Genomic DNA, 13343 nt, shown 5'->3' on the forward strand with positions numbered 1-13343 from the left:
TTACATGGTTAATGACATTGTGGCAGATTCTCTAACACGCATCCGCAATGCGAGCATGCGCCGTTTGGAGGTGACGGAGCTTTATTACGCCAAAATCGTGGTGTCTATTTTGGAAATCTTTAAAAACAGAGGCTTCATCACAAACTTTAATGTGATCGAAAAAGAGGGCAAACCTTTTATCTCTGTGGAGTTGGCTTATGATGAAAAAGGCAGGGCGGTCATCAATGAGATCAAACGCTTAAGCAAGCCCGGGCGTCGGGTGTATCGCCAGTCTAAAGAGTTGAAGCGCTTTAAAAATGGCTATGGTGTGGTGGTGGTGAGCACGAGCAAAGGGGTCATCACCAATGAAGAAGCCTACAAACAAAATGTGGGCGGTGAAGTGCTTTGCAGCATTTGGTAGGGAGAGTGCATGTCAAGAATTGGTAAAAAAATCATCCACATCCCTAATGGGGTGCAAGTGAGTGTCGAACACTCTAAACTTGTGTTTAAAAACCAAAAAACCAGCCAAGAGCTCGAAACACATGGGCGCGTGAAAATCATCCTGGAAGGCAACACGCTCCGTTTTGAGCCCGTGGGTGAAAACGCCCAAGATAAAGCCTTTTGGGGGACTTATGGGGCTTTGGCAAGCAACATCGTAACCGGCCTAGACAAGGGCTTTAGCAAGGTTCTAGAAGTCAATGGCGTGGGCTATAAAGTGGCTTTGGGGCATAAAGTCTTAGAGCTAAGTTTAGGCTTTAGCCACCCGGTCAAATACCCCATCCCCGATGGCGTGGATATGGTGGTGGATAAAAACACCATCACCATCAAGGGGAGCAATAAACAGCAAATCGGGCAGATCGCCGCCGATATCCGGGCTTTCCGCCCCCCAGAACCTTACAAAGGCAAGGGCATTAAATACAAAGACGAAGTGATCATCCGCAAAGCCGGTAAGACCGCTAAGAAATAGGGGATAAGCATGACTAAAAATGTGTTAGAAAAGAAAAAAGCCCAACGGGCAAAGCGCAAAATGCGGGTGCGCTCTAAGGTGTTTGGCACAAAGCAACGCCCCCGTGTGAGCGTCTTTAAATCCAACAAACATCTCTACGCCCAAGCGATTGACGACAACAACCACGCGACTTTAGCCCATGTCGATGGCAAAAAGCTAGGTTTGGGTAAGAACATGGAAGACAGCAAGAAAATTGCCGCGGCTTTTGCCGAAAACTTGAAGGCTAAGGGCATCACGCAAGTGGTCTTTGATCGCAACGGGTATTTATACCACGGCGTGGTGGCGGCTTTTGCTGAAACTTTGCGTGAAAACAACATCGCCCTTTAAAGGATAACTATGGAGATTAATCGAGAAGAATTCCAAGAAGTGGTCGTCAATATCGGGCGGGTGACTAAGGTGGTTAAAGGCGGGCGGCGCTTCCGCTTTAATGCTTTGGTGGTGGTTGGCAATAAAAACGGACTTGTGGGTTTTGGTTTAGGTAAAGCGCGTGAAGTGCCCGATGCCATTAAAAAAGCCGTGGATGACGCTTTTAAAAACATCATTGAAGTGAAAATCAAAGGCACGACCATCGCGCACGACATCGAGCAAAAATACAATGCGAGCAAAATCCTTTTAAAGCCCGCCAGTGAAGGTACAGGCATCATCGCCGGTGGTTCGACCCGTCCTATGATCGAACTTGCCGGCATTAAAGACATTTTGACAAAGTCTTTGGGGTCTAACAACCCTTACAATGTGGTCCGGGCGACTTTTGACGCTTTGGCAAGAATCAAGGGTTAAGGAGTTTTCATGGCATTAGAAAATTTACGCCCCGCTAAAGGGAGTGTGAAAAACACCAAGCGAGTCGGTAGGGGTCAGGGCTCTGGCATGGGCAAGACTTCTACGCGTGGGGGCAAGGGGCAGACGGCACGCACCGGCTACAAACAAAAACGCGGTTTTGAAGGCGGGCAACAACCCTTGCAACGCCGCTTGCCTAAAGTGGGCTTTAAAAGCCGCACAAAGGGGCTTACCTATAGCATCAATGTTTCTAAACACCCCGAGATTTTAAAGCTAAAAACCTTGAGTTTGGAGCTGATTAAACAAGTCCATCCCTTCCCAAGCTACATTGAAAAAGTGAAGTTGATAGGCCAAGGGGCAAAAGAGCTAGCCTCTAAAATCCAAGACGAGAGAATCACCACTAGCGGACAAAAATAATGACAAAAGCCATTGCCACTAAGATTTTCATCACACTGGGCTATCTCTTCCTTTATAGAGTTTTAGCCTATGTCCCCATCCCGGGAGTGGATTTGGCAGCCATTAAATCTTTTTTTGACAGCAACTCAAGCAACGCTTTAGGGCTTTTTAATATGTTCAGCGGCAACGCTGTGAGCCGCCTTAGCATCATCTCGCTAGGCATCATGCCCTACATCACCTCTTCGATCATCATGGAGCTACTAAGCGCAACTTTTCCTAATTTAGCCAAAATGAAAAAAGAGCGCGATGGCATGCAAAAATACATGCAAATCGTGCGTTACGCCACGATCGGGATCACCGTGATCCAAGCTGTGAGCGTGTCCTTTGGCTTGCGTTCTATCGGGCACGGGCATAATGGGGCGATCATGGTGCCTATGCAAACTTTCTTGTTGATCGCCACTTTCTCCATGCTTACGGGCACCATGCTTTTAATGTGGATCGGCGAGCAGATCACACAGCGGGGCGTGGGTAATGGCATTAGCCTCATCATCTTTGCCGGGATTGTTTCCGGTATCCCGCATGCCATTGCCGGGACTTTTAACTTAGTCAACACCGGGGTCATCAATGTCTTGGTGTTGATCGGCATTGTGCTCATCATCCTAGCTACAATTTTTTCGATCATTATGTGGAACTTGCCGAAAGGCGTATCCCTATTTCTTACGCTAGAAAAGTGGTGTTGCAAAACCAAAACAAGCGGATCATGAACTACATCCCCATTAAGTTAAACTTAAGTGGGGTGATCCCCCCCATTTTTGCCTCCGCTCTCTTGGTGTTCCCCTCCACGATTTTACAAGCCTCTTCCAATAAGATTTTGCAAGCCGTCGCCGACTTCTTAAACCCCCATGGCTATGCTTACAATATCTTAATGTTCTTGCTCATCATCTTCTTTGCCTACTTTTATTCCTCCATTGTGTTTAACGCCAAAGACATTGCCGACAACTTGAAACGCAATGGGGGCTTCATTGCCGGACTTCGCCCAGGGGAGGGCACGGCGAATTTCTTAAACACCGTGGCAAGCCGGCTCACCTTTTGGGGCTCTTTGTATCTAGCCCTCATCTCTACCTTGCCTTGGATTTTAGTTAAAGCCATGGGCGTGCCCTTTTACTTTGGGGGCACGGCGGTGCTGATCGTGGTGCAAGTGGCGATCGACACCATGAAAAAGATCGAAGCGCAAGTGTATATGAGTAAATATAAAACCCTAAGTGCTGTGGGCTTTTAATGGCGATTGCCCTTAGAAACTCCAAAGAGCTTGCCCTTTTAGCCAAAGCCGGGCAAGTGGTGGGGCAGACTTTAAAACTCTTAAAAGAAAAAGCCCAAGTCGGGGTGAGCTTATTGGAGCTGGACGCTTTAGCCGAAGAGAATATCCATAAAATGGGGGGCAAGCCGGCGTTTAAGGGGCTGTATGGCTTTCCTAACAGCCTTTGCGTGTCGCTCAATGAAGTGGTGATCCACGGCATTCCTACAGAGTATCAACTCCAAGAAGGCGACATTGTGGGGCTGGACTTGGGCGCGTCTGTGAATGGCTACTTTGCAGATGCGGCCATAACTCTAGCCATCGGGCAAGCAAGCGACACCGATCAAAAACTCATCTCTTGCGCTAAAGAGAGTTTATACGCCGCAATTTCCAAGCTCAAAGTGGGCATGCACTTTAAAGAAGTGAGTGCGCTTTTAGAGCAAGAAATTCGGAGGCGTGGATTTGTGCCCTTGCTGGATTTTTGCGGGCATGGGATCGGCAAGAGACCCCATGAAGAACCCCAAATCCCCAACTACCTAGCCCCACAGGCAAACCCCAAGAGCGGCCCTAAGATCAAAGAGGGCATGGTGTTTTGCCTTGAGCCGATGGTGTGCCAAAAAGAGGGCAGTCCTAAAATCTTAAAAGACAAGTGGAGCGTGGTTTCCACAGATGGGTTAAACACGAGCCATTACGAACACACCATCGCGATGGTGGGTCAAAAAGCGCAAATTTTAACGGAGGCTTAAAGTGGCAAAAGACGATGTGATTGAGGTGGATGGACGGGTGATCGAGTGTTTGCCTAACGCCACCTTTAAAGTGGAGTTGGAGAACAAACATGTCGTGTTGTGCCGGATTTCGGGCAAAATGCGGATGCACTATATCCGCATTGCCCTAGGCGATCGGGTGCGCTTGGAGCTCACCCCCTATAGTTTGGATAAAGGGCGGATCACTTTCCGCTACAAGTGATTAAGTTAGTTCTAACCAAAGATCGTTAGAATAGAAGTTTTGCTTAAGGAGATTTCAATGAAAGTTAGACCTTCTGTTAAAAAAATGTGCGATAAATGTAAGGTCATTAAAAGGCGGGGCGTGATCCGGGTGATTTGCGTAACCCCTAAACATAAACAAAGACAAGGATAGACAATGGCGCGCATTGCTGGGGTAGATTTACCCAAAAAGAAACGGGTCGAATACGCTTTGACCTACATTTACGGCGTGGGCTTGAAAAGCTCTAGAGATATTCTTGCCAAAGTGCAGATCTCTTTGGATAAAAGGGTGCATGAATTGAGTGAGGACGAAATCTCTAGCATCACTAAAGAAATCCAAGCCAACTATGTCGTGGAGGGGGATTTGCGTAAAAAGGTGCAAATGGACATCAAGGCGTTGATGGATTTAGGTAGTTATCGGGGGATTCGCCACCGCAAGGGCTTGCCTGTGCGCGGACAAACCACAAAAAACAACGCCCGCACCCGCAAAGGCAAGAAAAAAACCGTGGGCAGTAAATAAGGGAGTTTGAATGGCGAAACGAGTTGGGACAAAAAAACGGGTTGTTAAAAAGAACATCGCTAAAGGTGTGGTTTATATCTGTGCTTCCTTCAACAACACAAACATCACCATCACCGATGAGATGGGCAATGTGGTTTGTTGGTCGACTGCTGGTGGGTTAGGCTTTAGGGGGTCTAAAAAATCCACCCCCTACGCCGCACAGCAGGCCGTAGAGAATGCGATGATGAAAGCCAAAGAACATGGGCTTAAAGAAGTGGGGATCAAGGTGCAAGGTCCAGGCTCTGGCCGTGAAACCGCCATCAAGAGTGTGGGGAGTGTGGAGGGCATTAAAGTCCTTTGGATCAAAGACATCACCCCACTACCCCACAATGGCTGCCGCCCGCCTAAGAGAAGAAGAGTGTAAGGAGCAACTATGGCAAGATACAGAGGTGCAGTTGAGAAGTTAGAGCGCCGTTTTGGGATTTCTTTAGCCCTAAAGGGCGAGCGCCGTTTGAGCGGCAAGAGTGCGTTAGACAAACGCGCCTATGGTCCGGGCCAGCACGGGCAAAGACGGGGCAAAATCTCGGATTACGGCTTGCAACTGAGAGAAAAACAAAAAGCCAAAGCCATGTATGGGATTTCTGAAAAGCAATTCCGCTCCATTTTTAGAGAAGCCAATCGCATGGAGGGCAACACCGGGGAGAATTTAGTCCGCTTGTTGGAGCGCCGCTTGGATAATGTGGTCTATCGCATGGGCTTTGCCACCACCCGCTCTTTTGCTAGGCAACTTGTTACACACGGGCATATCTTAGTCGATGGCAAACGCATGGACATCCCTTCTGCGTTCATCAAACACGGGCAAAAAATCGAATTGATTGAAAAAAGCAAAGAAAACCCCCAGATTTTGCGCTCTATTGAGCTGAGCAAACAAACGGGGATGGTCGCTTGGATCGATGTGGATCAGGATAAAAAATTTGGGATTTTCACCCGCTACCCTGAGAGAGATGAAGTGGCAATCCCCATTGAAGAACGCCTGATTGTCGAACTTTACTCAAAATAGGGGTGCGCATGAAAGTGATTAAAACAGCGCCCCATGTCCCCACGGACATCAGCGTTGAGAAAATCAGTGACCGGCAGATTCGCGTTTGTGTGTCCGCTTTTGAAAGCGGCTACGCCATCACCCTAGCGCACCCTATCCGCCGTCTGCTCTTGCAAAGCTCCGTGGGGTATGCGCCCATCGGCATTAAAATTGAAAATGTCGCCCACGAGTTTGACTCTGTGCGGGGGATGTCTGAAGACGCTGCTCTTTTCATCGCTAACCTTAAAAACATCCGCCTAGTGGGGCAAGTAAAAAACCCTGATGAGCAACTTGTGGTGCATTACTCTTTCAAAGGTCCAGCGAAGTTGTGCGGAAAACACTTAGAAAACGAAGGCGTGGGCGTGGTCGATAAAGAAGCGTATTTGGCCACCATCAATGAAGATGTGCAACTAGACTTTGCCCTAATTGTCCAAAGGGGCATGGGCTATGTGCCTAGTGAGAGCATTAGGGGGCTGATTCCTAGCGATTACATCCCCCTAGATGCCTACTTCACGCCCATTAAAAAAGTGGTTTACAACATTGAAAACATGCTCGTGGATGGCAACCCGAATTTTGAAAGGGTGGTGTTTGACATTGAGAGCGATGGGCAAGTCGATCCCCAACACGCTTTCCAAGAGGCAGTAAAGACCATGCACGCGCAGATGCATATTTTCAGCACCAGCATGGCGCACTCCAAAGCCTACGCCCTAGAGGACAGCCTAGAGGTCAAAGAGCTTGTGCGTAAAGTGGAGGACTTGGACCTAAGCGCAAGGTGCTTTAATTGCCTAGATAAAATCGGGATCAAATACATCGGGGAGCTTGTGCTGATGGACGCTTACGAGCTTAAGGGCATTAAAAATCTAGGCAAGAAGTCCTACGATGAGATCGCTGAAAAATTAGAACAACTCAAATACCCCGTGGGGCAAGAACTCTCCCCTGAGTTTAAAGCATCGCTCAAAGCACGGATCGATAAATTAAAAAGTGAGGACAATTAATGCGTCACCAAAATCGTTTTAGAAAACTAGGCAGGACCAGTGCCCACAGAAAGGCACTTTTAAAAAACCTAGCCATCGCCCTAATCACGCATGGCAAGATTGAAACAGGGGTTTGCAAAGCCAAAGAATTGCAAAGCTACATTGAAAAGCTAGTAACAGCGGCCAGAATTGGGGACTTCAACGCCCACCGCTATGTCTTTGCCTATTTGCAAAACAAAGAAGCCACCCATAAACTTGTTACAGAAGTTGCCCCCAAGTATGCCGAACGTAAAGGGGGCTACACCCGTATCCACAGAAGCGCGATTCGCCGGGGCGATGCCTCTGTGTTGGCTCAAATTGCTTTTGTATAGATGGAATTTTTAGGCTTTTTAGCCACCTTGAGCGTGGCGGGGATTTTACTTTTTAGACCCGCCCTAGAGAAGCTCGCCTTCTCTATCTTCATCGGAGCATGGCTTGTAGAGATCGCCATGTTCATCGCCCACACTTCTACGATTTTACCTAACATGAATTTATAGATTCCCAAGCCCCCGCTACCCCTCAAAAACCTTAATTTTTAACTCCCCTATCTTTTCGACTACTCTAAATTTTTAAACTCCCCACTTTTTTGTTACAAATTTCTACTTTTTATTTTAATTTTTGCCATTTGTAGGCAGATCGCTTGACAGGGGGGGGGGGGGTAAAATGGGGTTTATCTTTTTGAGTAAAGGAGTTGGCATGTTTTTAGGCGCGTTGAATGCAGAGGAAAAAAGGGCGTTCTTGCAAATTGCCCACCATTTTGCGTGGAGCAACCATGATTTTTCAGACGCACAAAGGGGCGTGATCGCCACTTATTGTCTAGAAATGCAGATTGAGGACATCACCTATGAGGCGGATCAATTCGACCTTAAGAGCACTCTAGGAGTTTTTAAACAAAAAGAACACCAAAAAATCGTATTGCTAGAAACCATGGCGCTGGCTATGGCCGATCGCCTCACCCATTTAGAAGCCTTGCACGAGGGCGAAAAGGAAGTTATAGACACCATGGTTAAAACCTTTGGGCTAGAACCTCATCTTGCCACAATTTACGCCGACTGGACCAAGGCGATGTTGGTGCTCACCAATCAGGGTAAAAATCTCATCGCGCTTTAACATGGGCTTTCCTTGCACCATTTGCGGAGCGTGTTGCCGTAATATCAAGGGGGTTAAAGAGCTAGCCCCCTTTGATTTGGGCAATGGGGTGTGTCGCCATTTAGACACCGCCACCCAAAAGTGTTTGATCTACGACACCCGCCCCCAAATTTGCAGAGTCGATGAAATGTATGAAAAGGTGTTTTACCAACACTACAGTCTAGAGGAGTTTTACGCCCTCAATCTCAAGGCTTGCCAAAAATTGCAAGAAAAAGAGGGGGTAAAGTCCCTACATGAGCCTGATGATTAATCTTTAAAGAAGGAGAAAGTTATGTATTTGCGCAATGATGATTTTTGGCAAAATGATGATGAGATGGAAGAAAACCAAACCTATAAACAGGGCATGCGTGGCTTAAAGAGGATTTTAAATGGAGGGAAATCACATGCTCGACCGTCCAATCCCTCACCAAATGCCAATCCGTTTAATGACGACCCTTTTTGGGATGCCAAGATCAGTGTAGAAGTCACCACGACTGATGGCAAGTTTCTCAGGAAATTTAACTTCTTTGCTAGAGACACTAATCGTCCTCTAAAAAAGACAGAGGCTGAGGTGTTATTTGGAGACACGGCTTTTGAGAGCATGGTAGATCACCACTCTAATAGGTTGCCAAACAACCAAACACCTTCAAAATGGTCAGGTTTCTTTAAAAACATCTTGCCCAGCTGGATGAAAAAATAGAGTAAGGAGAACGCATGCCTTTGCCATTTATTTTAGGGGCAGCAGCCCTAGCACTTGCGGGTTATGGGGCTAAAAAAGGGGTCGATGCCTACAAAGACACCAAAGAGGCAGAAGATTTACACGATCGAGCACAAAGCCGTTATAGAAGGGCTGAAAGAGAGCTCAAAGAGGAACAAGAGGGGGCACAAAGGGCTTTTGAAAGTCTAGGGGCATTGCAAGAAAGGATTGTCAACACCTCGTTGGAGCGTTTCAAAGAGATTGTCGATAAACTTAAAATCAGCAACGACACGAGTTGGCAAGACATACTCAGTAAGGAGAGTTTGCAACATTTGGTGAGTGTGCGCAACGCCATTGTAGATTTAGGGACAGCGTTAAGCTCTGTCATGGGTTCTGCCACAGCGGGGGCGATGGCGGGGTTTGGGGCTTGGGGGCTTGCTGGCTTAGTGGGGAGTGCTTCTACGGGTACGGCTCTTAGTGCTTTAGGCGGGGCGGCTGCCACAAACGCCACGCTTGCTTGGTTTGGTGGAGGTTCTTTGGCGGCTGGAGGGCTTGGCATGGCTGGAGGGGCTTGGGTTTTAGGGGGGATTGTGGCTGCCCCCGTCATTGCGGTGGCGGCTTCTGTTTTTGCGAGCAAGGCAGAAGAGAGAAAATACAATGCTCAAAGTTATTACAGTAGTGTGCGTGCGGTGTGTGAATGCATGCAAGCCGAGGGGCTCACTTGGCAAAACATTGCTTGCAAAGCCCAAGAGAAGGAATACAGTTTGGGTAATTTAGACACCGCTTTTCAAGGAGTCTTGGATATTGTTGAGGGATGTATGCAAGCCAAGGGGCTTGATGCGGATGCTTGGAGCAAAGAGGAAAAGCTCCAAGTACAAACCCTCATGCAACAAGCAGAAACCATCACCATCGCCATCAGTGCCCCCCTCATGCACGATGAAGAGCCCTTGACCCAAGAGCTCCAAAAGCACCAACAAGAGTGTAAGGCATTGATGGAAAACATCCAAGCTAGATGGGGTTGAAGGAGCACACATGGCAAAAGAATTTTATGAGGAAGTGATCGAGGAGATCGGGACGCAGACTTTAGCCCGTTTGGGGCTTAATATTTTTAGCCTCAACACTTACGGGGCGTATGGGGCGAGTGTGGCGATGAGTGCGGACAGCTTTAGGGCGTATGACAGGCATAGAAACAACCCCAATTACCACGGGCAAACTTTTGAAGAATTGGATATTGGACAACGCAACATGCAAGATGCGTTGCTAAACACGGGGCACAAGACCTACACCACAGACACCTTAGCCGACATTAAAAAGGTGCAAGGGATTTTAGCCAGCCATAAAAAGCTAGACAATCTAAGCCCCAAAGACCAAGCCAAAGTGGAGCATATTCTAGCCTTCTATAGCGATGAGGTGCAACATATGGACTTTAGCAAGCTTGGCGATTTTGCCCGCACCAACCACAACACCACAGACACCATCACCCTAGACAAAGAGGGCAATGTCATCAACACCGCCCAACTCAAGGTGATTAAGGACACTAAAGGGCTTTTAGAAGATCGCTACTTGGAGGCGGGGGTGGATTTACGCATGCCCTATGAGGACTACAAACGCCATAAGGAAAACCTAGAGAAAATGGCGGCAAGTGGTGGAGAACAAGCCCAAAAAGCCAAACAAGCCCTAGATAAGCTGAATACCAACAACACCACTAACCGCTGGATGTGTGAAAACCCTAGAGCTACAGCCTTGATGACTCAAAGCGTGGCAGCGGGGGCACATATGGGGCAAGCAGGCCTTAGCGATGCCATTGTGGCAAGCCTTTCTACTTTAGCTAGTGGCATTGTGTGGGAAATCAAGGACATGTATGCCAAACACCCCATAGACACCGACACCAGCATTTTAGAGCGGATCAAACGGCTTTTAAGTAAAACTCTCGAGGCTTTTAAAGCGGCGTTTGCAAGAGGGGCGGGCTTTGTGGCGATCGATGTGGTGGTGGGCACTGTGGGGCAAATCTTTAAAAGTGTGGCGGGCTCACTACGCCAGCTTTGGGGCGGCATTAGAAACGCGGCGAAGTCCATTTATAATGGCATTGTGTCCTACATCAAAGGGGAAATTAAAAGTTTTAGGGATTTGCTCAAAACCATTTTAAAATCCCTTTTTAGTGCGGCGTGGGTGGTCGCTGCTGTGGGGGTAGAAAAAGGCTTAGAGGCTAAGTTGGCCGTGATCGCACCTCCCCTTGCCCCCTTTGTTGCCCCCATTTTAGCGATTGTGGCTGGGGCGTTTGCAGTGGTGGCAAGTCATCGTGGCATTGATATGGCTTTAGATTCTCTTTTTGGGGCATTTGCGGCTAGAGATCGCGCCAAAATGCGTGCTGAAGAGATCGCCCAGTTGGTGGAAGTCCATTTGCCCGCCTTGATCGCTAAGCGAGAAGAATTAGAAGTCTTGATTGCCAGCACACACCAAGAACGCTTGATGGCTTTGGATGCGTGCTTTCAAGATTACGAGAGGGCTTATGCGCATTGCGATGGTGGGCAAATTTACAACGCCTTAGAGGGCATTTGCCAACTCTATGGCGGGCATTTAGAAACCAAAACCATGCAAGATGTGCAAAGGGTGTTAGAAAACCCGAACCGCACGGGTAAATTACGCTGGTAGCTTTAAGGCGTTAAGCCCCTATTGCTTCATCTCTAGCAAGGTTTCGATCATGCGATCCACGGCGGTTACCACTTTGGCGTTGGCGGCGTAACCGCTTTGGAATTTAATGAGATTCACCATTTCTTCATCTGTACTCACGCCAGAAATGGCTTGTTGCTCCTTTTTGACAACTTGTAAAATCGCATCTTTGCTTTCTAAGGTCTTTTTGGCATGTTCGGCCTCTGTATGGATTTTACCCACGAGGAATTGGTAGTAATTCTCAAGTGTCATGGGCTTGTTGTCTAGTTTATTGTCTTTGAAAAAGTCCACCTTATCGTATTGGAGTTGTTGCATCATGTTGGCAACGTCAAAGTTGCCATCAATGGGGGCAAGCCACGGGCGCAGAGCGGTGGGCTCTTTGCGGTAGGTGTCGTTGATTTTAATGTCCCTGGCACTGTCGCCTTCAAAGAAGGTGTTAAGCCCTAGCGCGCCTGTGATGTTTGTGCCATGGTCCTTGAGGGATACAAACAACCCTTGAGAAACGTTTTTGGGTTGGATGGTGAATTGTTTCGCATCGCTGTCGTAGTGCGCCACGAAGTAGTCGTCAAAATCGTTCGTGGTGTTGTTGTCGTGGTTGTCATCTGTGTTGGCGTTGATTTGGGCGATCACATCGTTCATGGTGGTGATGGGGGTGATGGTGATGGTTTTTTTGGCGATCACTTGCCCGTTGGTGTTGTAGGCGAGTAAATCAAAAGTCCCCGTTTTGATGTTATGGTTGGTGTCTTTTAAGGCTTCATCGCCTTGAAAGTCCATGATGTGCCCTTCAATGCGGTGTGCGGCGCTTTGGGCGTAAATGGCGTTGGTGGCTTGGATCAAGCCTTTGGCGAAGGTGTCTAGGCGATCGATGTAGGTTTGCAATTTACCCTTTCTAGTGCCATTCAAGCCATCGTTATACACACCCATCAACGCCCCGACCTTGCCCTGATCGATCTTGTCGGTGATGTTGACGACTTTAAAATCGTCGCCCCTAAAGTAGATTTGGGCAAGCTGGTTTTCGTTTTTATTCGGCTCGACCACTAGGGGGTGGAAGATCGCCCCGTCCACGATGTTAAACCCATACCCCACATTAAAAACGTAGCCATCGTCAAAGTCGGCGGTTTTGATGTCATTGAGCGAGTAGGTCTGTATGTGGTTCTTGGTCACATTGCCCCCGATCAGCTCTTTGAGGTGAAACTCTAGCTGGTCGCGTTTATCGCGCAGTTCGTTGGCTTGTTTGAGGGTTTTAGCATCCTCCATTTCTTTAAGGTGCTTGTTGATGTTGGCGATTTCCCTACCTAGGCGGTTCACTTCGGTGATGGTGCTGGTGAGCTCATGGCTGGCTTTTTTCTGCAAGTCTACAAGGCGTGCACGGGCATCGTGGATGCTTGTGGTCAAGGTTTTTGTTTTCTGTACGAGGGCTTGCTTGGTGGCGGGGGATTTAGCGTCTTTGGCGAGGTCTTTCCATGCGTTGAAGTAGTCTTGCAGGTCTGTATGCACGCCCACTTCGTCCATGTCGGGGAAGTAAGAAGACGCTTCACGCAAATTGTCAAATTGGGTGCTGTAATAGGCTTGCTCTTGTTTGGCATGGGCATAGCGGGCAAAGACAAATTCATCGTGCGTGCGTTGGACGCTTTGGACATTCACCCCCATGTTCATGTTGCGGTTGGTGTACATGAGGGTGCTTTGGGGTGTGGCGATCACGCGCTGTCGGCTGTAGAATTCATCGTTGGCGTTGGAAATGTTGTTGCCCGTAACATCGACCATCACTTGGTGGGCTTGTAAGCCCGTGTAAGAAGTGTTTAAAGTCGCAAATATCCCGCCCATAA

20 protein-coding genes and 1 pseudogene are annotated in these 13343 nt (G+C 48.1%); 20 read left to right on the top strand and 1 reads right to left on the bottom strand.

The genetic code is table 11. The features are described from left to right. Nucleotides 1–4: 4 nt before the first annotated feature. The 20 genes and pseudogenes from rpsH to QUE23_RS04285 all read left to right on the top strand — a co-directional run bounded on the left by rpsH (nucleotide 5) and on the right by QUE23_RS04285 (nucleotide 11499). Nucleotides 5–400, top strand: a complete 396-nt coding sequence (gene rpsH, locus QUE23_RS04190) for a 30S ribosomal protein S8 (RefSeq protein WP_286349330.1) — start codon at nucleotides 5–7, stop codon at nucleotides 398–400. Between the two features lie 9 nt (nucleotides 401–409). Beyond that, nucleotides 410–946 carry a 50S ribosomal protein L6 gene (gene rplF, locus QUE23_RS04195; RefSeq protein WP_286349331.1) on the top strand — a complete coding sequence of 179 codons (537 nt, stop codon included), beginning with the start codon at nucleotides 410–412 and terminating at the stop codon, nucleotides 944–946. A 9-nt stretch (nucleotides 947–955) separates the two neighbouring features. Beyond that, on the top strand, nucleotides 956–1312 hold the full coding sequence (rplR, locus tag QUE23_RS04200) for a 50S ribosomal protein L18 (RefSeq protein ID WP_286349332.1): 357 nt from the start codon (nucleotides 956–958) through the stop codon (nucleotides 1310–1312). A gap of 9 nt (nucleotides 1313–1321) precedes the next feature. Next, entirely contained in the window at nucleotides 1322–1762 is a 441-nt protein-coding gene (gene rpsE / locus QUE23_RS04205; protein WP_015106535.1) for a 30S ribosomal protein S5, read from the top strand. Nucleotides 1763–1771: 9 nt separating this feature from the next. Continuing rightward, nucleotides 1772–2176, top strand: coding sequence for a 50S ribosomal protein L15 (gene rplO, locus QUE23_RS04210; RefSeq protein ID WP_286349333.1), 405 nt, complete (start codon nucleotides 1772–1774; stop codon nucleotides 2174–2176). Further along, nucleotides 2176–3434 (top strand): annotated as a pseudogene (gene secY / locus QUE23_RS04215) (preprotein translocase subunit SecY). The gene rplO and the pseudogene secY overlap by 1 nt, the downstream one beginning before the upstream one ends. Beyond that, a complete protein-coding gene (gene map / locus QUE23_RS04220) occupies nucleotides 3434–4195 on the top strand; it encodes a type I methionyl aminopeptidase (RefSeq protein ID WP_286349334.1) in 762 nt (253 codons plus the stop codon). The pseudogene secY and the gene map overlap by 1 nt, the downstream one beginning before the upstream one ends. A 1-nt stretch (nucleotide 4196) precedes the next feature. After that, nucleotides 4197–4415, top strand: a complete 219-nt coding sequence (infA, locus tag QUE23_RS04225; RefSeq protein WP_006016750.1) for a translation initiation factor IF-1 — start codon at nucleotides 4197–4199, stop codon at nucleotides 4413–4415. Between the two features lie 57 nt (nucleotides 4416–4472). Further along, nucleotides 4473–4586, top strand: a complete 114-nt coding sequence (gene rpmJ / locus QUE23_RS04230; protein ID WP_006016749.1) for a 50S ribosomal protein L36 — start codon at nucleotides 4473–4475, stop codon at nucleotides 4584–4586. A gap of 3 nt (nucleotides 4587–4589) precedes the next feature. After that, nucleotides 4590–4952 (top strand): 30S ribosomal protein S13, encoded by a 363-nt coding sequence (gene rpsM, locus QUE23_RS04235; RefSeq protein ID WP_053829179.1) that lies wholly within the window; start codon nucleotides 4590–4592, stop codon nucleotides 4950–4952. 10 nt (nucleotides 4953–4962) lie between these two features. Further along, nucleotides 4963–5355, top strand: a complete 393-nt coding sequence (gene rpsK, locus QUE23_RS04240; protein WP_285759001.1) for a 30S ribosomal protein S11 — start codon at nucleotides 4963–4965, stop codon at nucleotides 5353–5355. Nucleotides 5356–5364: 9 nt separating this feature from the next. Continuing rightward, complete coding sequence (gene rpsD, locus QUE23_RS04245; protein WP_285602141.1) at nucleotides 5365–5991, top strand: 30S ribosomal protein S4; 627 nt, start codon at nucleotides 5365–5367, stop codon at nucleotides 5989–5991. Nucleotides 5992–5999: 8 nt separating this feature from the next. Then, nucleotides 6000–7004, top strand: a complete 1005-nt coding sequence (locus tag QUE23_RS04250) for a DNA-directed RNA polymerase subunit alpha (protein ID WP_286349335.1) — start codon at nucleotides 6000–6002, stop codon at nucleotides 7002–7004. Next, the gene (rplQ, locus tag QUE23_RS04255; RefSeq protein WP_286349336.1) at nucleotides 7004–7354 is read left to right on the top strand and encodes a 50S ribosomal protein L17; all 351 of its coding nucleotides are present in this window, start codon (nucleotides 7004–7006) and stop codon (nucleotides 7352–7354) included. Before QUE23_RS04250 ends, rplQ begins: the two co-directional genes overlap by 1 nt. After that, entirely contained in the window at nucleotides 7355–7519 is a 165-nt protein-coding gene (locus tag QUE23_RS04260) for a hypothetical protein (protein ID WP_286349337.1), read from the top strand. Nucleotides 7520–7718: 199 nt separating this feature from the next. Next, nucleotides 7719–8132, top strand: coding sequence for a hypothetical protein (locus QUE23_RS04265; protein WP_286349338.1), 414 nt, complete (start codon nucleotides 7719–7721; stop codon nucleotides 8130–8132). Nucleotide 8133: 1 nt separating this feature from the next. After that, entirely contained in the window at nucleotides 8134–8421 is a 288-nt protein-coding gene (locus QUE23_RS04270) for a YkgJ family cysteine cluster protein (RefSeq protein ID WP_286349339.1), read from the top strand. A 21-nt stretch (nucleotides 8422–8442) separates the two neighbouring features. Then, entirely contained in the window at nucleotides 8443–8850 is a 408-nt protein-coding gene (locus QUE23_RS04275; protein WP_285602144.1) for a hypothetical protein, read from the top strand. Between the two features lie 14 nt (nucleotides 8851–8864). Beyond that, nucleotides 8865–9869, top strand: a complete 1005-nt coding sequence (locus QUE23_RS04280) for a hypothetical protein (RefSeq protein WP_286349340.1) — start codon at nucleotides 8865–8867, stop codon at nucleotides 9867–9869. Nucleotides 9870–9879: 10 nt separating this feature from the next. Continuing rightward, nucleotides 9880–11499 carry a hypothetical protein gene (locus QUE23_RS04285; RefSeq protein WP_286349341.1) on the top strand — a complete coding sequence of 540 codons (1620 nt, stop codon included), beginning with the start codon at nucleotides 9880–9882 and terminating at the stop codon, nucleotides 11497–11499. Nucleotides 11500–11517: 18 nt separating this feature from the next. Here the strand turns inward: QUE23_RS04285 and flgK are convergent, their stop codons facing one another. Next, nucleotides 11518–13341, bottom strand: a complete 1824-nt coding sequence (gene flgK, locus QUE23_RS04290) for a flagellar hook-associated protein FlgK (protein WP_286349342.1) — start codon at nucleotides 13339–13341, stop codon at nucleotides 11518–11520. Nucleotides 13342–13343: the final 2 nt, after the last annotated feature.

This window comes from Helicobacter felistomachi (genome assembly GCF_030296895.1).
Classification (GTDB): Bacteria; Campylobacterota; Campylobacteria; order Campylobacterales; family Helicobacteraceae; genus Helicobacter; species Helicobacter felistomachi.

Coding starts and splice junctions, on each gene's coding strand:
- map (WP_286349334.1), top strand. CDS start 3,434: ATGGCGATTGCCCTTAGAAACTCCAAAGAGCTTGCCCTTTTAGCCAAA.
- rpsK (WP_285759001.1), top strand. CDS start 4,963: ATGGCGAAACGAGTTGGGACAAAAAAACGGGTTGTTAAAAAGAACATC.
- rpsD (WP_285602141.1), top strand. CDS start 5,365: ATGGCAAGATACAGAGGTGCAGTTGAGAAGTTAGAGCGCCGTTTTGGG.
- flgK (WP_286349342.1), bottom strand. CDS start 13,341: ATGGGCGGGATATTTGCGACTTTAAACACTTCTTACACGGGCTTACAA.
- rpsE (WP_015106535.1), top strand. CDS start 1,322: ATGGAGATTAATCGAGAAGAATTCCAAGAAGTGGTCGTCAATATCGGG.
- QUE23_RS04260 (WP_286349337.1), top strand. CDS start 7,355: ATGGAATTTTTAGGCTTTTTAGCCACCTTGAGCGTGGCGGGGATTTTA.
- rplR (WP_286349332.1), top strand. CDS start 956: ATGACTAAAAATGTGTTAGAAAAGAAAAAAGCCCAACGGGCAAAGCGC.
- rpmJ (WP_006016749.1), top strand. CDS start 4,473: ATGAAAGTTAGACCTTCTGTTAAAAAAATGTGCGATAAATGTAAGGTC.
- rpsM (WP_053829179.1), top strand. CDS start 4,590: ATGGCGCGCATTGCTGGGGTAGATTTACCCAAAAAGAAACGGGTCGAA.
- QUE23_RS04280 (WP_286349340.1), top strand. CDS start 8,865: ATGCCTTTGCCATTTATTTTAGGGGCAGCAGCCCTAGCACTTGCGGGT.
- rpsH (WP_286349330.1), top strand. CDS start 5: ATGGTTAATGACATTGTGGCAGATTCTCTAACACGCATCCGCAATGCG.
- QUE23_RS04250 (WP_286349335.1), top strand. CDS start 6,000: ATGAAAGTGATTAAAACAGCGCCCCATGTCCCCACGGACATCAGCGTT.
- QUE23_RS04270 (WP_286349339.1), top strand. CDS start 8,134: ATGGGCTTTCCTTGCACCATTTGCGGAGCGTGTTGCCGTAATATCAAG.
- rplO (WP_286349333.1), top strand. CDS start 1,772: ATGGCATTAGAAAATTTACGCCCCGCTAAAGGGAGTGTGAAAAACACC.
- rplQ (WP_286349336.1), top strand. CDS start 7,004: ATGCGTCACCAAAATCGTTTTAGAAAACTAGGCAGGACCAGTGCCCAC.
- QUE23_RS04285 (WP_286349341.1), top strand. CDS start 9,880: ATGGCAAAAGAATTTTATGAGGAAGTGATCGAGGAGATCGGGACGCAG.
- QUE23_RS04275 (WP_285602144.1), top strand. CDS start 8,443: ATGTATTTGCGCAATGATGATTTTTGGCAAAATGATGATGAGATGGAA.
- QUE23_RS04265 (WP_286349338.1), top strand. CDS start 7,719: ATGTTTTTAGGCGCGTTGAATGCAGAGGAAAAAAGGGCGTTCTTGCAA.
- rplF (WP_286349331.1), top strand. CDS start 410: ATGTCAAGAATTGGTAAAAAAATCATCCACATCCCTAATGGGGTGCAA.